20 protein-coding genes and 1 tRNA gene are annotated in these 21,010 nt (G+C 72.5%); 6 read left to right on the forward strand and 15 right to left on the reverse strand.

Annotated features, from left to right (window positions below):
• Positions 1-48: 48 nt before the first annotated feature.
• A complete protein-coding gene (locus IT780_RS11405; RefSeq protein WP_372443668.1) occupies positions 49-1,815 on the reverse strand; it encodes a fibronectin type III domain-containing protein in 1,767 nt (588 codons plus the stop codon).
• An 86-nt stretch (positions 1,816-1,901) separates the two neighbouring features.
• Here IT780_RS11405 and IT780_RS11410 point away from each other — a divergent pair, with 86 nt between their 5' ends.
• Positions 1,902-2,798 carry a hypothetical protein gene (locus IT780_RS11410; protein WP_199511407.1) on the forward strand — a complete coding sequence of 299 codons (897 nt, stop codon included), beginning with the start codon at positions 1,902-1,904 and terminating at the stop codon, positions 2,796-2,798.
• Between the two features lie 55 nt (positions 2,799-2,853).
• Here the strand turns inward: IT780_RS11410 and IT780_RS11415 are convergent, their stop codons facing one another.
• From IT780_RS11415 to IT780_RS11430, 4 genes are all read right to left on the reverse strand, one after another.
• Positions 2,854-3,039, reverse strand: a complete 186-nt coding sequence (locus tag IT780_RS11415) for a DUF4236 domain-containing protein (protein ID WP_067503503.1) — start codon at positions 3,037-3,039, stop codon at positions 2,854-2,856.
• Between the two features lie 80 nt (positions 3,040-3,119).
• Positions 3,120-3,575 (reverse strand): RrF2 family transcriptional regulator, encoded by a 456-nt coding sequence (locus tag IT780_RS11420; RefSeq protein ID WP_199511408.1) that lies wholly within the window; start codon positions 3,573-3,575, stop codon positions 3,120-3,122.
• Between the two features lie 128 nt (positions 3,576-3,703).
• The gene (locus tag IT780_RS11425) at positions 3,704-4,624 is read right to left on the reverse strand and encodes a helix-turn-helix domain-containing protein (RefSeq protein WP_199511409.1); all 921 of its coding nucleotides are present in this window, start codon (positions 4,622-4,624) and stop codon (positions 3,704-3,706) included.
• A 185-nt stretch (positions 4,625-4,809) separates the two neighbouring features.
• Positions 4,810-5,241, reverse strand: coding sequence for an SsgA family sporulation/cell division regulator (locus IT780_RS11430; protein ID WP_014446635.1), 432 nt, complete (start codon positions 5,239-5,241; stop codon positions 4,810-4,812).
• 335 nt (positions 5,242-5,576) lie between these two features.
• Here IT780_RS11430 and IT780_RS11435 point away from each other — a divergent pair, with 335 nt between their 5' ends.
• Both IT780_RS11435 and IT780_RS11440 read left to right on the forward strand, forming a co-directional pair.
• Positions 5,577-5,984: a TIGR02611 family protein gene (locus IT780_RS11435; RefSeq protein WP_307831140.1), complete on the forward strand. Its 408-nt coding sequence runs from the start codon at positions 5,577-5,579 to the stop codon at positions 5,982-5,984.
• Between the two features lie 92 nt (positions 5,985-6,076).
• A tRNA-Val gene (locus IT780_RS11440) sits at positions 6,077-6,148 on the forward strand.
• Between the two features lie 49 nt (positions 6,149-6,197).
• On the opposite strand, the gene IT780_RS11445 is transcribed toward IT780_RS11440, so the two are convergent.
• Positions 6,198-6,965 carry a helix-turn-helix transcriptional regulator gene (locus tag IT780_RS11445; RefSeq protein ID WP_233412532.1) on the reverse strand — a complete coding sequence of 256 codons (768 nt, stop codon included), beginning with the start codon at positions 6,963-6,965 and terminating at the stop codon, positions 6,198-6,200.
• Positions 6,952-7,125 (reverse strand): helix-turn-helix transcriptional regulator, encoded by a 174-nt coding sequence (locus IT780_RS41765; RefSeq protein ID WP_307831141.1) that lies wholly within the window; start codon positions 7,123-7,125, stop codon positions 6,952-6,954. Before IT780_RS41765 ends, IT780_RS11445 begins: the two co-directional genes overlap by 14 nt.
• Before the next feature lie 9 nt (positions 7,126-7,134).
• Here IT780_RS41765 and IT780_RS11450 point away from each other — a divergent pair, with 9 nt between their 5' ends.
• Complete coding sequence (locus IT780_RS11450; RefSeq protein ID WP_233412534.1) at positions 7,135-8,181, forward strand: alpha/beta fold hydrolase; 1,047 nt, start codon at positions 7,135-7,137, stop codon at positions 8,179-8,181.
• Here the strand turns inward: IT780_RS11450 and IT780_RS11455 are convergent.
• From IT780_RS11455 to IT780_RS11470, 4 genes are read right to left on the reverse strand one after another with little or no spacing between them, the layout of a single operon-like run.
• On the reverse strand, positions 8,178-9,554 hold the full coding sequence (locus IT780_RS11455; protein ID WP_199511411.1) for a DUF2079 domain-containing protein: 1,377 nt from the start codon (positions 9,552-9,554) through the stop codon (positions 8,178-8,180). The genes IT780_RS11450 and IT780_RS11455 overlap by 4 nt on opposite strands.
• A 55-nt stretch (positions 9,555-9,609) precedes the next feature.
• The gene (locus tag IT780_RS11460; protein ID WP_199511412.1) at positions 9,610-11,076 is read right to left on the reverse strand and encodes a sensor histidine kinase; all 1,467 of its coding nucleotides are present in this window, start codon (positions 11,074-11,076) and stop codon (positions 9,610-9,612) included.
• Positions 11,069-11,746: a response regulator transcription factor gene (locus tag IT780_RS11465; RefSeq protein ID WP_199511413.1), complete on the reverse strand. Its 678-nt coding sequence runs from the start codon at positions 11,744-11,746 to the stop codon at positions 11,069-11,071. Before IT780_RS11465 ends, IT780_RS11460 begins: the two co-directional genes overlap by 8 nt.
• A 50-nt stretch (positions 11,747-11,796) precedes the next feature.
• Entirely contained in the window at positions 11,797-12,864 is a 1,068-nt protein-coding gene (locus tag IT780_RS11470; RefSeq protein WP_199511414.1) for a class I SAM-dependent methyltransferase, read from the reverse strand.
• A 59-nt stretch (positions 12,865-12,923) separates the two neighbouring features.
• On the opposite strand from IT780_RS11470, the gene IT780_RS11475 reads away from it, so the two are divergent.
• Entirely contained in the window at positions 12,924-13,871 is a 948-nt protein-coding gene (locus IT780_RS11475; protein WP_199511415.1) for a LysR family transcriptional regulator, read from the forward strand.
• On the opposite strand, the gene IT780_RS11480 is transcribed toward IT780_RS11475, so the two are convergent.
• The 4 genes from IT780_RS11480 to IT780_RS11495 all read right to left on the reverse strand — a co-directional run bounded on the left by IT780_RS11480 (position 13,843) and on the right by IT780_RS11495 (position 20,494).
• The gene (locus IT780_RS11480; protein WP_199511416.1) at positions 13,843-14,727 is read right to left on the reverse strand and encodes an LLM class flavin-dependent oxidoreductase; all 885 of its coding nucleotides are present in this window, start codon (positions 14,725-14,727) and stop codon (positions 13,843-13,845) included. The genes IT780_RS11475 and IT780_RS11480 overlap by 29 nt on opposite strands.
• Before the next feature lie 42 nt (positions 14,728-14,769).
• Entirely contained in the window at positions 14,770-16,164 is a 1,395-nt protein-coding gene (locus IT780_RS11485) for an FAD-binding oxidoreductase (protein ID WP_233412535.1), read from the reverse strand.
• Between the two features lie 63 nt (positions 16,165-16,227).
• Complete coding sequence (locus IT780_RS11490) at positions 16,228-19,416, reverse strand: ATP-binding protein (protein WP_199511417.1); 3,189 nt, start codon at positions 19,414-19,416, stop codon at positions 16,228-16,230.
• A gap of 94 nt (positions 19,417-19,510) precedes the next feature.
• Positions 19,511-20,494 (reverse strand): LuxR C-terminal-related transcriptional regulator, encoded by a 984-nt coding sequence (locus tag IT780_RS11495; protein ID WP_199511418.1) that lies wholly within the window; start codon positions 20,492-20,494, stop codon positions 19,511-19,513.
• A 239-nt stretch (positions 20,495-20,733) separates the two neighbouring features.
• Between IT780_RS11495 and IT780_RS11500 the strand changes: the two genes are divergently transcribed.
• Positions 20,734-20,997 carry a hypothetical protein gene (locus IT780_RS11500; protein WP_199511419.1) on the forward strand — a complete coding sequence of 88 codons (264 nt, stop codon included), beginning with the start codon at positions 20,734-20,736 and terminating at the stop codon, positions 20,995-20,997.
• Positions 20,998-21,010: the final 13 nt, after the last annotated feature.

A 21,010-nucleotide genomic window follows, 5' to 3' on the forward strand; every position in this document is an offset into this window, starting at 1 on the left:
GAGACGGTCAGTACTGAGGTGTCGGCCGGGTGCAGATCGGTTGCCGGATCATCGGCGGTCCGTGCAGACCGGCCGGCTCGCGGCGACCTTGTCGACGGTGTAGACGACGGCCACCGAGAAGCAGTAGTTGTTCTGCTCGTTGAGGCCGTACACGACGTAGTCGGTGGTGCCCGCGGGAAGCTGCTGGAACGCCCGCTGCTCCTGCCCCGCCCGGCCGCCGGAGATCAGCACCGGCCCCTCGGAGCCCTTCGGATACCGCCACGTGAGCGCCACGCTGTCCCGGCGGTCCCGAAGCCGGACGTCCACCGGCGCGATCGGATTCACCGTCCCGGACGGAGCCGCACTCAACGGCGGCGCAGCGGCGGGCGCGGTCGAGGCGGACGCGGTCGTGGCGGCCGCGCTGACCGGCGGCGCGGCGGTGGACGGCCCGGCATCGTCGCCGCGCGGCAGGGTCACCGCCACGATCGCCGCCGCGGCCGCCACCCCGGCGACCAGCACGGTCGCCAGGATGAACGGCTGGCGGTTGGAGTGCTCGTCCGGCCTTTCCACCGGTACGGGCAACCGGTCGGCGACCTTCGCGCTCGCGCGGTCCACGGGCAGCCGCGGACCGGGCGGGTACACGCCGGGAGCCGTCGCGGCCGGCGGGAACGAATCCGGCGGGTACGGCCCGGGCGGCGCGACGGCCGGCCCTGCTGCGTGGGTGGCCGGGTCCGCCGCCGGGGCCGGGGCCTGGTCGTGGACCGCGGCCAGGGCCTGGGCGACGTGTCCGTGTGCCGGCCACTGCGAGGGCGGGGTGCCGGCCCTCCCGGTCGCGGCGGCCTGGCCGGTCGCCGCGGCTTCTTCGTTCACCGGGGGCGCCTCCGGACCGGGCGCCGGCGAGGTGAGGGGAAGGGGGATCGGCGGTTCCGCAACCGCGTGGCGGCCGGTGGGTTCGCCCGGGACGGGAGGCTCCGGCAGTACCGGGTGCACGCCCGGGACCGTCGCCGGCATCCGGCTGATGTCCGGCGCCGGACCGCCCTGGGCGGAGCGGAAGATCGGCGGGGCGGGTGGCGCGCCCGCAGCCTGCTCCGCCGGGCCGGGGGCCTGAGCGGGCACCGGGCCCGTCGAGCGTTGCACCCGGCCGCAGACGTGCCGCCCGGTCGGGGGCGCACCGGCGAGGCGGGCCACCTGCTGGGCCAGCGAGTGGTCGGCCGGCAGGTGCCGGGCGCACAGCTCCTGGGCCAGGGCGAGGTGCTCGTTGCCCTCCGCCGTACGGGCGCATTCGCGTTCCATCGCGCCGAGCCGGGCCAGCATCTTGATGCCCGGGGCGGACGCGTCGCCGTACGCCTCCCGGTAACGCCCCCACGCGTCGGCGAGGCGGGTACGCGCGGCGGTGCAGTAGCCGGCCGCGTGCTCGGCGGTCGCCAGATCCGCCTCCGCGGCCAGCACCCGGGGCGACAGCGGCCCCTCGACGGCGGTCAGCTCCCCGACCAGATCGTGGTAGAGCTGCGCCGCCCGGCCGTGGTTGCCGACCCGGTGCAGCACCGCGGCGTGGGTGGCGGCGGCCGCGATCGTCCGCTCGTCGCGGGGCCCGTGCAGCCGCTCCTCGGCCGCGTGCGCGAAGCCCGCCCAGGTGCGGGCCGCGTGGGCGTCGCCCAGCGCGATGAGGATGCGGGCCTGCAGCGCGGCGGCGAGCGCCAGGTCGGGCGAGGCACGGTGCGGGTCGATCTCGGCGGGATCCAGCGCGCCGGCGAGGACGGCCCGGGCGCCGGCGAGGTCGCCCTCGGCCGTCAACGTCTGCGCCTGGGCGGTCAGTTCGGCGAGCGGAAGGGGCACGTGGCCCATAGTGTCTGCTCGGCGACGGTAGGTACAAGTCCTGCGGCGTGTACCTGTTGTGCCCCGCGACACGGTACAACTCGGATATGAGCGCCGACAGCGTCGCCGACGTCAAACGTGAGATCCTCGTCCGCCACCTCGAGGCCTGGGCGCCGGCGGCCCTGCACCGGGCCCGCCGGGCCACCTACGCCCACGGGTACGCCGACACCACGGCCGCGCTGGCCGAGGCGGCCGCCCGGGTCTTCACCGAACAGTCCGACCTGGTCAGAGGCCGGGAGCTGACGATGGTCGCGGTCGGCACCGACCTCACCGACGTGGACGCCCGGCTCAAGGCACTGCCCGCGGGGGCGGGACTCACCGTCCACACCGTCCCCGGCAGCACGCCCGAACGGCTCGGCGTCGCCCTGCGGGCGGCCGGCGCTGTGCGCGTACCGTTGCTCGGTTTCCTGGATGCGGGCGAACCGCCCGGCGCGGCCGTCCTCGAGGCCCTGGCCACCGGGAAGCCGGCGGAGGCGCTGATCGTGCTGCCGCCGTCGACGCCGGTGCCGGCGATGCGCACGGCGCTGCGGGAAGCGGGCTTCCCGCTCGCGGCGGCGGTCGAACTGGCCGCGTCGGACGACCCCGGCGAGATCCTCATGTACGCCACGACGCTCGGCAAGAGCCTCGAGGCGTTCAAGGACCTGCTGTGGGCGGTCGACGAGTACGCGGGCGTGCGCTACCGCGACCCCGGCGACCCGGAACGGCACCTTCTCGACATCTCCCTCACGCCGCACCCCGGCCCGCTGCGACGCGAGCTGCTCGCCCGGCTCGCGGAGGCCGGCGAGGCGACGGTCACGGAGCTGCGGACGTACGCGCTGACCGAGACGGTGTACCGGGCGGCGGACGCGACGCGGGTGCTGCACACGCTGCTGGACGCCGGGGCGGTGACCCGGCGTCCCGAGCAGGGGCGCCTCGGCGGGGACGTGGTCATCGCCCCGGCCTGAGGCTGAGGGCTCGTGGGTGGCCGGTCGCCGGCGACCGGCCACCGCCCGCCGCTTGTCAGGAGCGGGAGCTGGACTTGTCCTGCTTCCACGACAGCGGGCCGGGCAGGTCGACGCGGTGCGCCTTCGCCTTGGAGTTCCAGGACCAGCGGCCGATCTTGATGGTCCAGGACGACAGGCCCCGCTGCGTGAAGTTCAGGATGAGCGGGCCGAACTTCTTACGGCTGCGGTATTGAATACCCATCGGGGGAGTCCTTCCGTGGAATCGTCAGGTGTCCCGGAGATTCCCGATGGCCGATTTTCCGAAACGCGCTCGCGCGTCCCTCAGCGGGGCTGCCAGGCGTCCGGGCGGGTCGTGAGCTTGCGGACGTGCGCCGGCATGCGGCCGCTGATCAGCTCCGCGAGGCTCACCTCGTCGACCACCTCGCGCACCGCGGCGCGTACGGCGACCCACAGGTTGGGCAGGTTCTCCGCCGCGCCCGTGTACTGGGTCTCCTCCGGCCGCAGCCCGCGCACCCCGGCCAGGGGGCCGTCGACCGCGCGCAGGATCTGACCGATCGTCACGTCGCGTGGCGACTGTGACAGCGTGTAGCCGCCCTCGGCGCCGCGTTGTGCCCGTACCACCCCGGCACGGCGCAGATCGGCCAGGACCGCCTCGAGGAACTTCCTCGGCATGTTCTGGTCCTGGGCGATGGCCTGGGCGGACATCAGGGCCGGGTACGTCTGGGCGAGGCTCAGCGCCGCCCGTACCGCGTAATCGCCGCGCGCGGAGATCTGCACCGCCCCATCATGCCCCTTCCGTACGCGTGCCCCTCCTCCACCCCAGGAATTACGGGAATTCGGGCATCACCCAGCGTCAGTGCGTGACGAGCGGTTCACTCTTTCGTGATCTGCTGCGGGGTTGCGGCTCAGTCGGCTGCGCCGCGCTGCACAGGCACCCGGCGGCCCAGCTCGGCGCCGCCCTCCGCGCCCGTCCGCACCCCGAGCTCGGCCCGGAACGCGCCCGGGCTCAGCCCCACCTCCCGGTGGAAGAAGCGCCCGAAGTTCGTCGGCTCGCCGAAGCCCAGCCGCCGCCCGATCTCCGCCACCGACAGGTCCGTGCAGGCGAGCAGCCGCCGGGCCTCCAGGGCCACGCGGTCGTCGACGACCTGTTTCGCCGTCCGCCCGGTGATCGCCAGGCTGGCCCGGGTGAGCGTGCGGACCGAGCAGCCGATCCGGGCGGCGTAGTCCTCGACGCGGCGGCTGCGGGGGTGGCCGGCCTCCAGGTCGCGGCGGAAGCGGGCGAACGTGCGGGCCTCGGAGGTCGAAGCGCCGGCCGCATCGCCGTCGCCGGTGAGCAGGGCGATGCGCAGCAGGACGACGGCGAGCTGGTGCCGCAGCAGTCCCGCGGCGACCGGGCCGGACGTGTGCCGCGCGCAGTCGACCCCGAGCTGCGCGACCTCCGTGATCACCGCGTCCTCGTCCTCGCCGGCCAGCTGCCAGCGGGCGGGGCCGGGCAGGTCGTCCACGGGTACGCCGGTGATCTCCGCCGCCGACAGCACGTCGCGGTTCCACGTGATCAGGGTGGCGTCCAGCCCGGGTTCGGCGCCGAAGCGGACCGCCTGCCCCGGGCGTACCCAGAGAAGGGTGCCCGGACGGCACGCGTGCGCGGCGAAATCGATCTCCACCGTGCCGTGACCGGCGGTGGTCAGCGCGAGCAGGTGGTAGGGCAGCCGCCGGGGCGCCGGGTCGCCGGCGGCGAGATCGGTCTCGGACAGCGTGGACGTGCCCACCCCGGCCCAGAGCGGGGCGGGCGCGGACCGCGCGCGGGTTCGTCCGGAAGCGACCATCGAGGCGACCGTATCCGCCCGTGACCAGCGATGCACGTGGGAGTCCACGGGGCGGCGGATATCCGGCAGACAGTCGGGAAATCGAGCACGGAAACGGACAAAAAAGACGTCTATTGCGTACGCAAAAAGCGACCCGCGCGGACCGGCAGTGTCCGCACGGGTCGCCCCGGAATTGCGCGTTGTCGCTATCGACCGGCCAGCAGCCGGTTGACCGCCGCGTCCACGTCCAGATGATCGGACTCCCGGCCCCGCGGAACCACCACATAGGTGCGCCGCAGGAACCGGACCAGAACGCTGCGTGGTACTTCGAACAGCGCGTTGCCGTCGGGTGACGACAACGCCAGGGCGACGAAGTCCCCCCGCGGCGTGGCCCACGGCCACACCCGGACGTCTCCGATCCCTGCGGGCTCGTCGAGCCCGGTCACGAGAAGTTCCCGCGCGAAGGACCAGCTCACGGCTTCCCCACCGGCTGATTCTGCGTGGAACAAAACGTGGACCGCGTACGGGTCGGCTGGGTCGTACCGCAGGCTGGCACGCACGGGCAGGGCCGTGGCGTCAGGCGCTACGAGCCGCAGCGAGGTTTCGACCTCGACGGTCGTTGGACGAATGGTACTCATGGACGAACTCCCCCCGGCACCGCTGCGAGGCTGGTGAACCCCGCGTTTCCCATACTCAGGTGATCCCTGTCATTACGCTCCGCCATACGCTGATCTCACCCAGTAGTGGGAAGACGGTTCCGATAAGCTCTCCGGACGAGCCGTAAAACGGTATCTTGTCCTGTTCTGCCCAAGTACTCGGTTCCGCCCGGCGTCGGGTGGTCCAGCAGTTGACTCACTCCGGTAACGTCCATTCCTCCCGGGTAGTGACGGGGGAGCGGAACACTAGGGGATGAAATGACCGGGAGCCCGCGATCTTTGCCGTGAAAGTGAACGAGATGTCCCAATCAGACCCCGTGACCGAATCGCCGACCGCCGGTCACGCGCCCCGGGGCGTCCTCGACCGGATCCGCGCCAACCCCACCGGCCGCCTCGCCCTGCGCATCGGCGTCGGCCTCCTCGGCGCCATCGTGGTCGCGGTCGGCATCGTGCTCATCCCACTCCCGGGCCCCGGCTGGGCGATCGTCATCCTCGGCCTGGCCATCTGGGCGGTCGAGTTCGTCTGGGCCCGCCACCTCCTCCAGTTCACCAAGCGCCACGTCCAGTCCTGGACCCGCTGGGTGCTCCAGCAGTCCCTGCCCGTCCGCGCGGTCATCGGCCTGGCCGGCTTCGTCTTCATCTGCAGCGTCGTCTGGCTCTCGGTCAAGCTCACGATGGGCATCAACCTGGCCACGGAGCTCCGCGCCCTCCTCACCGGCACCTGACGGCCGGCCACACGTCACCCCCGGCCGGCCGCGACGCGCCGACCCCGGGTTCGCGTGGGGGAGGGCCGGTCCGGTACAGTCTGCTGCGTCCCGGGCGATTAGCTCAGCGGGAGAGCGCTCCGTTCACACCGGAGAGGTCACTGGTTCGATCCCAGTATCGCCCACGAGATACAGAGGCCGTGGGTCCGCGAAAGCGCGGACCGCGGCCTCTTGTCATGTCCGCTCATGGGTCCCAGCTGCCCGGTCCGAGCCGTATCGCTCGGCGAGGGTGTTGCCGATCGCGGCCAGGTGGTCCCGCACCCGCGGAGGGCCGGTCACCTCGAGGTAGTCGACCAGCCCGGCAAGCTCGCCGGCGAGTTTGCGCTCGTCGTTGCCGCGGATCACGATCTCGATGCGGCCGTCGGTCGTGGTAGCGCCCACTTCGAGTCGGGCGCCGAAGGCCATGCGGAGCACGTCTGTCGCGTGGGGCGCGCACATCGCCCGGGCCTCGAGGGGTGTCCGCTTGCGTTCGACCTCGTCGGCGATCGCGCGCCAGCTCTCGGCGAGGTCGAAGTCGGCGGGCCGATGCACGGGTTCGGCGGTCGGGGCGACGGACGACACGCGGTCGATCCGGAAGGTCCGCCGGCCGGTCCCGGTGTGGGCGACGAGGTACCACGACGGGCCTTTGGCGACGATGCCCAGCGGGTGGACGGTCCGCTCGGTCCCGGTGCGTTCGCGGTCGACGTAGCCGAGCCGGACCTGGACGCCCCGGATCACCGCGTCCTGGAGCTCGTCGAGGAAGCGGGGCCGTCGGGGCTCCACCCGGCTCGACCCCCATCGTTGCGGGTCCGTGACGAGCGACCACGACGCCGCCTCGGCCTGCGCCCGGAACGGCTCGGGCAGGGCGCGGACGAGCTTGCGCAGCGCCGCTTTCACCGCCGGCGTGGCAGACGAGGCCGGGCCGGCAACCAGGAACAGGGCGCGGGCCTCACTCGCCGTCAACCCGGACAGGTCGGTTACGGGCGCCGCCCACGAGGCGCCAGCCGCCGCCCCGGCCCTGCACGGAGTACACCGGCACGCCGGCCATGCCCAGGGCGTCGAGGTCGCGGCGGGCGGTGCGCTCGGAGACCTCCAGCTCCCGGGCGACCTCCGCTGCGGTCACCTGCTCGCGATGTTGCAGCAGCAGGACGATGGCCATCAACCGGTCGGCTCGCATGCGGACAACACTTCCGCCAAAACCGGTCAGGAGATGACCGGTATGGGCCCGCAAGATGCCGGCATGACAACCGATTTTCCCGAGCCCACCCGCATGTCGGTCAACGGAGTGGAACTCGAAGTCTTCGAAGCCGGCCGGCAGAACGCGGGGAACCCCATCGTGCTCTGTCACGGCTGGCCGGAGCACGCCTTCTCCTGGCGCCATCAGGTGCCCGCCCTGGCCGCCGCGGGCTACCACGTCATCGTCCCGAACCAGCGGGGATACGGCCGCTCGTCCCGTCCCGCCGAGGTGACGGACTACGACCTCGAGCACCTGTCGGGTGACCTCGTCGCCCTCCTCGATCACTACGGCTACGACGATGCCACCTTCGTCGGCCACGACTGGGGCGCGTTCGTCGTCTGGGGCCTGACCCTGCTGCACCCGAAGCGGGTCAACGGCGTGGTAGCGCTGAGCCTGCCCTACCAGGAGCGCGGAGAGAGGCCCTGGATCGAGGTCATGGAGGCCGCGCTCGGCGCCGACTTCTACTTCGTCCACTTCAACCGGCAGCCGGGCATCGCGGACGCCGTGTTCGGGGAGAACGCGTCCCAGTTCCTTCGGAACCTGTACCGGAAGAACGTGCCCTTCGCGGAGCCCCAGCCGGGCAACGCGCTGATCAACCTCGCCAGAGCGGAAACCCCCCTCGGTGACCCCGTCATGAGTGACAGCGAACTCGCTGTCTTCGTCTCCGCCTTCGAGTCGACAGGGTTCACGGGCGGAATCAACTGGTACCGGAACCTGGACCGCAACTGGCGCCTGCTGGCGGATGCGGACCCGATCATCCGACAGCCCGCCCTCATGATCTACGGCGACCGCGACCCGGTCGCGAGGGCCGGAAGGCTGACGGAATTCGTGCCGAATGTGGACGTGGTCAGTCTGGACTGCGGCCATTGGATCCAGCAGGAGAAGCCGCAGGAAACGACCGAGGCGATTTTGAAGTGGCTGAACCAGCGGGATGCTGTCTAGCTGCGGCGGAAGATGATCACCTCGCTGGTCCGCAGCGCGATTCGGTAGCCGTACCCGGGCAGGCGGTCGAGGGCGGCAGCCATCGTTGCGGGCGTCGCCATGGTGGTGTCCAGCGGGTCGCTGACGGCGACCCACTCGGGCCGGACGCCGGCTTGGGGGTACGCGGGGAAGAAGGAGACGGTGGCGCGGGAGGTGAGCTGCGGCGCCAGCCGGTTGTCCGCGGCGACCCGGGCGTCGTCCGGTATGCGGGCCAGCGCCAGGCGTACCTGCCGCGCCTCGGCGTCTGTGGTCCAGGTGTCCGGGCTCAGCAGGCCGCGTAGGGGCGAAGGAGTCAGCATCGTCGCGGCGACGGCGATCACGCAGGTGGCGTGGACCGCTGCTCGCGCACGGCGTGCGGGGCCCGTCGTGGTGAGGGCGTCGAGGAATGCCACGAACACGATGGGCATCAGGACGGCGCTGTACTGGAAGGCTGTGCCCCAGTAGAGCGGGTTCGTCGACCAGAACCGCCAGGCCAGTGTCGGTACAGCGACCAGAAGCAGCGGGGAGCGCAGCGCGAGGAACAACGTCGGCGCGAGGAGCCACAGCAGGGTGTGCACCTTGACGGCGGGTAGGAGAAGGCGGTGCAGCGGGTCCTGGCCGTCGAGGGCCGCGCCGGCGGCGTACGGGTAGACGTGCGCGGAGTTCAGCGCCGGCAGGATCGCCCCGACGATGACGAGGCCCGAACAGATCCAGATCAGCGTCGTCGTCGTGCCGAGACGTCGCGGGCCGCGCAGCGCCACCAGCAGGCCGATCACGGCCACCGTTGCGGGCAGGTCCTCCTTCACCGCGATGAGCGGCAGGGTCCACGCGACGGCGGCGAGGAAGCGCCTTTCGACGAGCGCGGTCAAGCCGAAGGCCAGCAGGGGAACGGCGAAGGCGACCTCGTGGAAGTCGAAGTCGACCGCCGCCTGCAGACCCCAGGACATCCCGTACGCCAGCCCGGCGCTCACCGCGGCCCTCCGGTCCACGATCCGGACGGCGAGCCGGGTGATCGGTATCGACGACGCGGCGATCAGGACGGCCTGAGCGACCAGAAGGGTGATCGGGCTGGGAAACAGCCGGTACAGCGGGGCGAGCACGACGAGGATCGGATGGAAGTGGTCGCCGAGCAGGAGGAAACCGGGCGCCTTGATCGTCGCCTCAGGGGCGTGGAGGTGGGCGTAGCCGCGGACAGCCTGCTCGAAGATGCCCAGGTCGTAGCCGCTGGTCTCCAGCCGCAGATGCCGGTGTACCGACCAGGACGCGTAGGCGAGGAACAGGGCGGTGGCCAGCAGATACGGTGCCGGGTCGGCCTTTTTCCGGACAGCCGGGGGACGGACGGTGGGTGCGGACATGCGGCGAGATTCGAGCGCCGCGGCTGAACCGTCGCTGAAGTGACCTGAAGGAACTTCAGGCGCGCGGCAGCTCCGCGACGAGGCAGCCACCGCCGGTGGTGCCGGCCACGTACAGGCGGCCGCCGTGGCGTACGGCGATGTCCCGGGCGATCGCCAGGCCCAGGCCGGCGCCGCCGTGGCGGCGATCGCGTGCCTCGTCGACCCGCGCGAACCGTTCGAAGACCCGTTCCCGATCGGCCGACGGGATGCCGGGGCCGTCATCGCGGACCTCCAGACGCACGAGGCCGGGGCCGGCTTCCGCGACGGTCACCGTGATGCGGTCACGCGCGTACCGGGAGGCGTTGTCCAGAAGGTTTCTCACCATCCTGGCCAGTTCTTCCTCGTGCCCGATCACCAGCGCGGGCGCACCGGCCACCACGACGAACCGCTCGTCCGGCGGCGTCCGGTAGCGCCGTTCGCCGACCAGTTCCTCCGCGATCGCGGCGAGGTCGACCGGCTTCCCACCGGCCGGTGCGGACCGTTCCAGGCGCGCGAGCAGCAGCAGGTCGTCGGTGAGCCGCTGCAACCGTTCGGTCCCGGTACGCAGCACCTCCGGATCGATCGTGCCGCCGTGCGCGGCGGCCACCTCGGCGGTGGTGCGCAGACCCGCGAGAGGGCTGCGCAACTCGTGCGCCGCGTCGGCGACGAACCGGCGCTGCCGTTCGGCCGCTTCGCCGAGCCGGTCGAGGGTCTCGTTCATCGTGACGGCCAGCCGGGCGATCTCGTCGCCGGTACGCGGCTGGGGCACCCGGCTGCTCATGTCCGCGGCGGTGATGCGCGCCAGCTCGCTGCGCATCCGCTCGACCGGGCGCAGCGCACGCCCGGCCGCCCACCAGGCAACCACGGCGACGAACAGGACGGCCACCGGCAGCCCGATGCGAAGCCAACGGTCGACCGGGGCCACGGCGGCCTCCGCGTCGAGCGGGGAGACGAGCAGGTAGACGGTCGCGCCTGAGGGGCTGACGTTGTAGGTCACCAGGGTGACGTCGCGACCGTCGAGCTGCCCTCGGGCGCCACTGCGTGCCGGTCGCAGGTGAACGTCGACGCGGCCGAAGAAATCCTCGTCCATCTGTGGTGGGACGGCGGGAAAGGCCAGACCGCTTTCCCGTACGTAATAAGCCAGTTGATTCTGGGCCAGCAGCACTGTGCCGCGATTGTCGACCACCGCGAAGCTGATCCCCATGCCGTAATAGGGGAACTCGTACCACTTGTCGTACGCGCAGCGCGCAGGATCCTTCTCGACGTCACAGCTGCCCGGGCTGTCGGCCAACACACCCCCGTCCGCGTTGATCCTCGCCGCAGGCTTGTCGTACGTCGAGGCGATAGCGCGTGCCTGGGACTGCGCGGTAGCGAGGGACCCCGCCACGCTGTTCGCCTGGATCACGTGGCGCAGCCAGAGCGCCCCGCCGCCGAGGCACAACCCGGCCGCCAGCGCCGCCGCGGCCGCCGCCCGGACCCGTACCGGCAGCTGCGGTTCAGGCACCGGCGTCGACCAGCCGGTAGCCGGCGCCGCGGACCGTCTCGATGCTCAGCAGGCCGAATGGGACGTCGATCCTGCGCCGCAGTGCCCGGATGTAGACCTCGACGATGTTGACGTCGCCGTCGTAGGCCGCGTCCCACACCTCGTCCAGGATCTCCGCCTTGCTCACCACCGTGCCGGCCCGGCGCGCCAGGCACGCCAGGACCGCGAACTGCTTGGCGGTCAGCGTGATCGGCGTCGCCCCGCGCGAACAGACCCGCCGCGCCTGGTCGACGACCAGATCACCGACCTTCAGCAGCGCCGGCCGGGGCTCACCGCCCCGGCGCAGCAGGGCTCGCACGCGAGCCAGCAGGACCACGTACGAGAAAGGCTTGGTCAGATAATCGTCAGCCCCGGTGTCCAGGGCCTCCGCCTCGTCGTACTCGCCGTCCTTGGCGGTCAGGACCAGCACCGGCGTCGTCACCCGCGACTCCCGCAGCCGAGCGCACACCTGATAGCCGTTCATCCGCGGCAGCATCAGATCCACGATGACCGCCTGATAGCCCTCGCTCAAGGCCAGGTCGAGCCCGGCGTTCCCGTCATGGGCCACATCGACGGTGTAGCCCTCCGCGGTCAGGCCGCGACGGAGCGAATCAGCGAGTTCGCGCTCGTCCTCCACGATCAGCAGCCGCACCAGGCCATCCTGCCACCCCCGGGTCCGGCGAACCTGAAGTCCGTTTCAGCTCAGGGCCGGACTTCGTAGACGTGGTTGAACGGCGTCTGCGCCACCCTCCGGAAGCGGGTGAAGCCGGCGTCGGCGGTCACGGCGCGGATGCGGGCTGGGCCCGCCTGGGTGCCGAGCGCGGCGCCGGGCGGCTGGGACAGCGACGCCGGGGTGCACAGCAGTGTGGAGAATCCGTAGTAGGCGCGGCCGACGGGGTTGAGGTTCTGCTCGACGGCGTCGCCGGCGGCGGGCTCGACGATCATCCAGGTGCCGTCCGGCGCGATGGCCTGCCGGACGTGACGGGCCGCCCCGAGCGGGTCGCCCATGTCGTGGAGGCAGTCGAACATGGTCACCAGGTCGTAGCCGGCGCCGGAGAAATCGGTGGCGGCGGCGACCTCGAACCGGGTCCGGTCCCCGACGGCGGCGTCCGAGGCCCGCTCCTGGGCGGTGGCGATCGATTCCGCGTGGTAGTCCGACCCGGCGAAGGCCGAGCGCGGGTACGCCTCGGCCATGAGGACGGTGGAGGCGCCGTGACCACAGCCCACGTCGGCGACCTTGGCGCCGTTGCGGAGCTTGTCCACCACGCCGTCCAGTGCCGGGAGCCATGACGGCAGAAGGTTGGCCGCGTACCCCGGGCGGAAGAACCGTTCGCAGCCGACGCGGACGTCGCTGTTGTGCTGGTGCCATCCCACCCCCTCGGCGGCCCGGGCGGCGTCGATGACCATGGCCGTGTCCCGGGTGGTGCCGTGCGCGAGCTGGAAGAAGCCGGGCAGGAACGCCGGGCTGCTCTCGTCGGCCAGGGCGACCGCGTGCTCGGGGGGCAGCGTGTACCGGTGGGTGTCCGGGTCGTAGTCGACGATGCCGCCGGCGGCCTGCGCGTTCAGCCACTCCCGGGCGTAGTGCACGCCGGTGCCCGTACGTCCGGCCAGCTCCTCCGGGGTCGCCGGATCGTGCGTGGCGAGATCGCGGTAGTAGCCGAGCTGGTCGCCCATGACCACCAGCGCGCAGTTCAGGGCCGCGCCGACCTCGTCGACGGCGCGGAGGACGAAGGCCATCACCTTGTCGGTATCGAGCTGAGTCTGTGTCATGGCCCCGACGCTAGGTGCGGACGGTATTAGCATCAATGCACAGGCCTTAAGGAGTTGTAGTGAAGCTAATAGGGCACGTACGCGCCATCCGGGCCCTGTGCGAGGTCGGCGCGCGCGGCTCCTTCTCCGCCGCGGCCGACGCGCTGGGCCTCACCCAGTCGGCCGTGAGCCAGCACGTCGCGGCGCTGGAGCGGGAGGCCGGGCTGCCCCTCGTGGAGCGCGGCAGCCGCCCGGCCGAGCTCACCGAGGCCGGACGCGTCCTCGTCCGGCACGGCACGTCGATCCTGGCCCGCCTGGGCGACGCCGAGCAGGAGCTCGGCGAACTGGCCGGGCACCGGTCCGGGCGGCTCCGCCTCGGCAGCTTCCCGACGGCCCTCACCACGTTCGTACCCATGGCGATCGCCCGGCTGCGCCGCGAGCACCCGGGGATCGTGCTGACCGTGGTGGACGACCACCTGCAGGGCCTCCTGCCCCGCCTGGCCGACGGCACGCTGGACCTGGCCGTCGTCTTCGACCACGAGGTCCTGCCCTCCGGTGCGCCCGGCCTGCGCCGGGTGCCGCTGTTCGACGACCCCTACCGGGCCGTGCTGCCGGCTGGGCACCGTCTCGCCCGGCGGCGTGGCGGGGTGGAGCTGTCGGACCTGGCCGAGGAGGTGTGGGTGGGCGGCCACACGGGCAGCGCGTGGTACAGCATCGTGCGGCACTCCTGCCGGGCAGCCGGCTTCGAGCCCCGTACGTCCCTGGCCTCCGACGACTACCGCGCCGTCCAGGCATTCGTCGCGGCGGGTCTCGGGGTCGCGGTGATCCCGGCCCTGGCCGTCGCCACGACGGTCCCGGGCGTCGAGGTGAGACGGCTGCGCGGCACCACGCCGGTCCGACGGGTCAGCGTGGCCCACCAGACGGACGGGTTCCCGTCGCCCGCGGTCCGGACGATGACCGAGATCCTGCAGGACATCGCCACCCGGCGCGATGCCGGGGTCACACCAGCGGCACGACGTCCCGCATGAAGCGGGCCAACTGCTCCTCGGCGTCGGCGACCGGCCAGATGAAGACCCGGTCGACACCCGCTTCCGCGTACGCCCGCAGCACCCCGGCACACCGCTCCGCCGCCCCGATCAGCACCCGGTCCGCCAGCTCGTCCACCGGGCGGCCCAGCATCGCCGCCAGGCCGGTCAGGTGCGCCTCGGCTGCACGACGGTCGTCGGTGACGTAGGTCCACAGTGTGGCCAGGGCGCACGGGAAGCCGTCGATCGACCTGCCGTGCCGGGTCAGCGCGGCGGCCAGCACCTCGCGGGCCTTCGCCACCCGATCCGCCGTCGCGTGGAATCCGGAGGCCACCCAGCCGTCGCCGAGCCGCGCGACCCGCGCGAGCCCGGTGTCCGAACCCCAGCTCGCGATCCAGATCGGTGGCCCGGCCGGGCGACCGGGCAGCGCCGCGCCGTCCAGGTGGGCCCGCAGGGCCCCGACCGCCTCCTCGAAGCGTGGCCACCGCTCGTCGAACGGCAGGCCCACAACCTCGTAATCCCGTGGGGACGAGCCGGCACCCACACCCAGCACCAACCGTCCGCCGGAGAGAACGTCCAGCGCGGCCGCCGACTTCGCCACGACGACCGGGCCGCGGACCACCGGAAGCACCACGGTGGTGACGAGCTGCAGGTCGCCGCTGTGCTCCACGACGCCGGCCAGGGCCACGATGCCGTCGAGCCACGGCCGCTGGAAGACCAGGTGATCGTTGACCGCCAGCGCGTCGTACCCGAGCCGGACGGCGGTCCGGGCGTACGCCGCGATGCTGCCCGGACTCCAGCCCCGGCCGTCGAAATCGATCAGCGGCAGGTGCGCTCCGTATCCCAGCCGGCCCGGCATGGCTTCGATCCTGTCCGTCCCGGACCGGCGGGACAAGGGCGATCACCGGTGGGCGGAGGGCCGGATGTTCTGGTTCAGCCGGAACAGGTTCGTCGGATCGTAACGGTCCTTGACCGCCACCAGCCGCTCGTACGTGGCCTTCGGATAGGACGCCTGGACCCGGTCCTCGGTCGCCTCACCGGTGAAGTTCACGTACGCCGCGGCGTCCGGGCCGAGGGCGCCGGTGGCTGCGCGGGCCCACTCGACCGCCAGGGGGTACCCGCCGGCGTCCGCCGACCGGGCCACGATGTTCAGGATGAAGTTCCGGTCGCGGGTGCCGAACGCCGTCGCGTCGGCGGGGACCCGGCCCATAGCGCCGCCGAGGTGATGGATGTGCACCTCGGACAGGGGGTTGGGCACCCGGGCGTACGCGTCGAGGATCGCGCCGGTCGTGCCGTCGTCGAGGGCGCCGAAGAAGGCCGAGCGGAAGTAGTTGTGCAGGCCGCGCGGGTACAGCGGGTCGAGCAGGCTCTGCATCGCGACGTACGGCATCGGGCCGAACAGGTCGACCACCACGGGTGCCAGCTCGCGGAACGGCCGGGTCGCGGTGTCGCCGTCCTCCGCGTGGCCCGACCACATGCCGAGCACCGCGACGACCGGCTTGCCGTGGATCTCCTCGGGCAGGAACGGCGCCGGCGGGGCGGTGGTCAGGTTGACGACCATGGACAGCTCGTCCGGCGCGTCGGCGGTGGCGGCGCGGAACCCGCTCAGCACCCGCTCCGCGTCTTCGCCGCGGTAGAAGACGGGCCCGGCGAAGACCATCGGGCCGACGTCGTGCAGGCGGTATTCGAAAGAGGTGACCACGCCGAAGTTGCCGCCGCCGCCGCGCAGCGCCCACAGCAGCTCGGCGTGCTCGTCCTCGGTGGCGTGCAGATACCGGCCGTCGGCGGTCACGACGTCGGCACCGATCAGATTGTCGGCCGCCAGGCCGCAGCGCCGGACCAGCAGGCCGATGCCGCCGCCCAGCGTGAACCCGGCGATGCCGGTGGTGGAGATCAGACCGCCGGTCACCGCGAGGCCGAACGCCTGGGTCTCCGCATCGAGGTCGCTCCAGGTGTTGCCGCCCTGCGCGGTGGCCGTACGCCGGCCCGGGTCGACCCGGACGCCTCTCATCGGAGCCAGGTCGAGCACGATGCCCTGGTCCACCGACGAGAAGCCCGGGATGCTGTGCGCTCCGCCGCGGACCGCGAGCGGCAGTCCCTCGCTGCGGGCGAACTCCACCGTCTTGAGCACGTCCGCGACTCCGTGGCACCGGACGACGAGGGCCGGCCGGCGGTCGTGGGCGCCGTTCCAGATCGACCGCGCCTCGTCGTAGCCCGGGTCCTCCGGACGGATCACGTCACCTCGTAAGGCCTGGGCCAGCTCGCCGATGGTGGCGTCCCCCAGTGTGTTGATCATTGTTGCCCCCTGTCGCAGCTGTTCGGTCGGCTCCGACGCTAGGAACGCGACCTTTGCAGCGGCTTAGCGCCGTTCGGCCGCCGCTGCGCCGAGGGGCAGGGCGTCGGCCCGGGCCCGGCCGATGCGGCAGCCCAGGCGCCGGAACAGGGCACGCGCTGCGCGGCCGTGGCGCTGGACGGCCGGCAGGTCGTTCTCGGCGACGGCGAGCTCGGCGGCGAGCAGCCGGGTCCACGCGTCGAGCCGCAGATACCCCTGGGGCGCGAACGCGTCCACGGCCTGCTCCGCCAGGACCCGCGCCCGGTGCCGCTCGCCGGCGAACATCTCGACCACCGAGAGGTTGAGCAGGGCGCCGCCGACGCCGGGTTCGTCGTCGACGGCCTCGAACCGGTCGAGAGCCGAACGGGCGACCCGGCGACCCTCCGCGACGTCACCGACCGCGGCCGACAACAGGCCGAGGTTGGCGCGGCTCAGGTTCTCGCCGCGCCGGTCGCCGAGGCGCTCGCGCAGCCGCAACGCCGCCCGCAGGTGCTCGCCTGCGGAGTCGAACCGCCGGGCGTCGCGTTCGACGCAGCCGAGATGGTTCAGCGCGTGTGCCAGCCCGGCGGGGTCGTCGCTGCGCGTGAACGCGTCGACCGCCTGCCAGGTGGTGTCGAGAGCACCGTCCAGGTCACCGGCGAGCCGATGGACGTAGCCGAGCGCCGACAACGCGTACGCATGTCCCTGAACCGCTCCGACCCGCCGGCCCAGCAGCCAGGTCTCCTCGAAGATCGGCACCAGCGACCCGGCGACCGGCACCAGCGGCATCGAGAGGGTCACCGCCGGTAGGAACGGCGCGACCGTGGGGCCGACGAGACGCAGGTGCCGCAGGCACCGGTGGAATCGGTGTCCGGCGACGCCCACGTCCTCCTGGAACAGGGCTACGAGCGCCGCCAGCCAGTGCGCGGTGGCCACGATGGGCGGCGGCGACCCGTCGTCCGCGAGCGCTGCCCGGGCGGTCCGCTCGACGTCGTCGAGCTCGGCGACGCCGACCAGCAGGATGCCACGCATGAGCCGGGCCCACGTGACGTCGATCGGCGTCCCCGAGCGCTCCACGGCCGCGACGGCGGCGTCACCCAGGCTCGGCAACCGGTCGCTCAGCCCACGGCGCGCATCCAGGACGGCGAGCGCGAACCACGCGCGCGCATGCTCCGGGGACGGTTCCGGGGCCGCGGCGAGAACCTGCTCCAGCCAGCCGGAACCCTCGACGAAATGACCGCGCGCGAGCCAGTAGCGCCACAGGCTCACGCCCAGCAGCAGCGCCTGCCCGGGGTCGTGGCGTACCGACCAGCCGAGGGCCGCGCGCAGGTTGTCGTGGTCGATGTCGAGCGCCTGCGGACGTTCGACCACGATCCCGGACGCCCGGTCCGTGTCGCTGTCGACGGCCAGGCGCAGGAAATGCCGGCAGTGCGCGGCGTCGAACGCGTCGGCCTCGCCCGCCTCGCCCAGCCGTTCCCTGGCGAGCTGCCGGATCGTCTCCAGCAGCCGGTAGCGCGACCGGTCGCCGGCACGCTCGATCTGCACGAGTGACTTGTCCACGAGCCTGCCGAGGCAGTCGAGGATGTCCGGACGGGCGAGCCGCTCGTCGCCGCAGACCTCCTCGGCCGCGGGCAGGGAGAAGCTGCCGGCGAAGACAGCGAGCCGGCGCAGGAGGACCTGCTCGTCGCCGGTGAGCAGGGCATGGCTCCAGTCGAGCGTGGCCCGCAACGTCGCGTGCCGGGTCAGCCGGCCGGCGCGGCCGAGGAGCGCCAGCGCCTGGTGCAGCCGTTCGGCGATCTCGACCGCTTCCAGGTGCGACATCCGGGCCGCGGCCAGCTCCAGCGCGAGCGGGATCCCGTCGAGACGGCGGCAGATCTCCACCACCGCGGCCGCGTTCCCCGCGTCGACGGCGAACCCGGGGCGGACGTCGCGGGCGCGGTCCAGGAACAGGCGTACCGAGGACAGCGCTGCGAGGCGGGCGAGGTCGCCTCCGGTCTGCGCGTCGGGCACCTCGAGCGACGGCACCCGGAACGTCACCTCGCCGGCTGCGTGCAGCGGCTCCCGGCTGGTGGCCAGCAGGGTCACTCCCGGGCAGTCGCGGCGTACGGCGCCGGCGAGCTCGGCGCAAGCGGTGAGCAGGTGCTCGCAGTTGTCGAGGATCAGCAACAGCCTCTGCGGCGCCAACCGGCCCACCAGCGTCCGCAGTGGATGGGCGCCGGCACCCGGATCGAGGCCGAGGGCGGCAGCCACCGTATTCGCCACCAGGCGCGCATCGGTGACCTGCGCCAGGTCCGCGAACCACACCCCGTCCCGGTAGGAACCGATCAGCCGGCGCCCGGCCTCCTCGGCGAGCCGGGTCTTGCCCGCGCCACCGACTCCGGTCAACGTGAGCAGGCCACCGCGAGCAAGCAGGCGGTGCACGTCCGCGATCTCCCGTTCCCGGCCGACGAAGCTGGTCAGCGGTGGCGCCAGGTTGTGCCGCGGCGCCGCCGGCGGCGGTGGCCGCGCCTCTTCCCGGCCACCGGTCAGCAGGTCGCGATAGAGCCGCCGCGTCTCGGGGTCGGGGTCACTGCCGTAGCCGGCGGACAGGTCGTCCCGCAACCGCTCGTAGCGGGCAAGTGCCTCCGGCCGCCGCCCCGCCGCGGACAGGCGGCGCATCAGCTCGCGGACGGCCCCCTCGTGCAGGGCGTCGATCGTGAGCGCCCGCTGCAGCGCCGTGATCGCCTCGGCCTCGCCGGCCTTCGCCGCGAGATCGACGAGCAGCTCGCACAGAATCTCCCGCAGGTCCTCGCGGCGCCGCACCGCCCAGTCGTCGAACCGGTCCTCGGGCAGCAGATCACCGGTGTACGCCTCGACCGCCGCGCGCGTCGCCGCCAGATCACCCCCGGCCCGGGCCGCCGCCGCCAGCCGCTCGAAGCGCCGCACATCCACGTCGAGGGAGCCGGTCGCGGAGAGCATCACCATCTCGTCGTGAAGCTCGAGCAGGCCGCCGTGCGGACCGTCGCCCCCGAGCACCCGCCGGGCGACGTGGGCGGCCTGATGCAGGTTGTTCACCGCCGACGCGACCGGCCGTCCCGGCCAGAGAATCTCCAGGAGCACGTCGCGGTGCATCCGCTGACCGGGAGCCAGCGCCAGCAGCTTGACCAGCGTACGAGCCTTGCGCAGCCGCCACTCGCGGGCCTGGACGGGCGTCCCGTCCCGGTCCACGCCGAACCCTCCGAGCAGCTGAATCCGCACGGGCGGCGAAGCCGGCGCCGCCGGGCGGGCATCCCCCCGCAGCACAGTGTGGGCTTATCACCGCAACGGTTCGTCGTCAACGAACGGTGACGAATTACTGAGCCGGCCCGAGCCAGCCCTGCTGCGCGGCAAGAACACCCGCCTGGAATCTGCTGGAAGCGTCGAGACGCTCCATCAGGTTCGCCATCATGCGGCGCACGGTACGCAGTGACACACCCAGACGCCGGGCGGCCGTTTCGTCGGTGGCGCCGTCCGCAAGAATCTGGATCAGTTCGCGCTCCTGGCCGGTCAGGCCGTCCACCGGCGCCGCGCGCTCCCCGAACGGGGTGCCGGCCGCCCACATCTGCTCGAAGAGCGCGTGCAGTGCCAGCACCACGCCGGGCGCCGTCACCTCGATCGCGCCGAGCCGTGAGTCGTCCGGGTCGAGCGGGACGAGTGCCCTCTGCCGGTCCACGATGACCATCATCATCGGCAGGGTGGGCACGGTCCGCACCAGTCCGCCGTGCTCGGTCATCCAGCGCAGGTAGTCGAGCGTGGCGGGATCGTTGCGGAAGCTCTCCAGATACAGTCCCCGCAGCGATACGCCCCGTTCCAGGGGCCGCAGGCTCGTCGACCGCCCGGCCGAGTGGGTGTCCTCGCGGTGCGCCTGTCCCGGCGTCAGCGAGCACACCTCCTGCACCGCCGACTCCGCCAGCTCCTCCAGCCGGCCGCGGACCTCGTCGAGACCGCGCAGGACGGTGAGCGCGACGCGGTCGCGGTGGGTCTCGTGCTCCGCGGCGGCCGCGAGCATGGCCGCCCGTGCCCGCTCCATCCGGTGCTGCCGCTCAGCGATGTCCGCCTCGGCCTGAGCGACCAGCGCGGCGAGCCCGACCTGGGGACTGACCGGACGCAGGCCGCCCGGTTCGTCCCACGAGGGCTGCAGCAGCGCGAGCTCGGCCAATTCGTCGAGGCAGGACCGGATCGCCGCCTCGTCCGTGCGGAGATGGGTGACCAGTTCATCGACGCCCCAGGACGGCTCCGCGAGCACCAGCCGGTACACCGACTCGGTCAGTCTTGTCAGTCCAAACGATTCCAGCACCCAGCCGACACCCCCGGCCCGCAGGATCTTCCCTCGTGCAAGACACGGATCGTAACCGTCGCCGACCATGGCGGCGACCCCGTTCCGCTGGTGGCAGCAACGTGCCAGGCACCGACCTGCCATAGCAAATCATCAATCGACGGCCGCGCTTTCGGCAGGATCGAAAGGGATCCGGGTTGGTCGTTCGATGGAGGTGGTCCTGGTGAAGCGTGGTCGTAACGGACTCGAGTGGGGTCGGTATGCAGCTCGTCGTCCTGCGCCTGTCAGCACTGTCCGGCGCCGGTGATCCGGCGGGGGCCGCGGTCGCGGACGTCGTCTGGGCGCACACCCGCAGACGCGAGCGCCTCGAGCATCTCCACGTGCGCATCCGCCCCGCCGGCATCGACCTCGTCCTCTTCTTCGTCCTCGCCGACCGGCAGACCGCCGTTTCCGCCGCGACCGGCATCCTCCGCCGCACGATCCGCTCCTCCGCGGTCCTGCGTCAGTACCGCATCGAGCCGTGAACCCGCCGTTTCG

Origin of the sequence: Nucisporomicrobium flavum (genome assembly GCF_016464385.1) — a bacterium.
Taxonomy (GTDB): Bacteria; Actinomycetota; Actinomycetes; order Mycobacteriales; family Micromonosporaceae; genus Actinoplanes; species Actinoplanes flavus_A.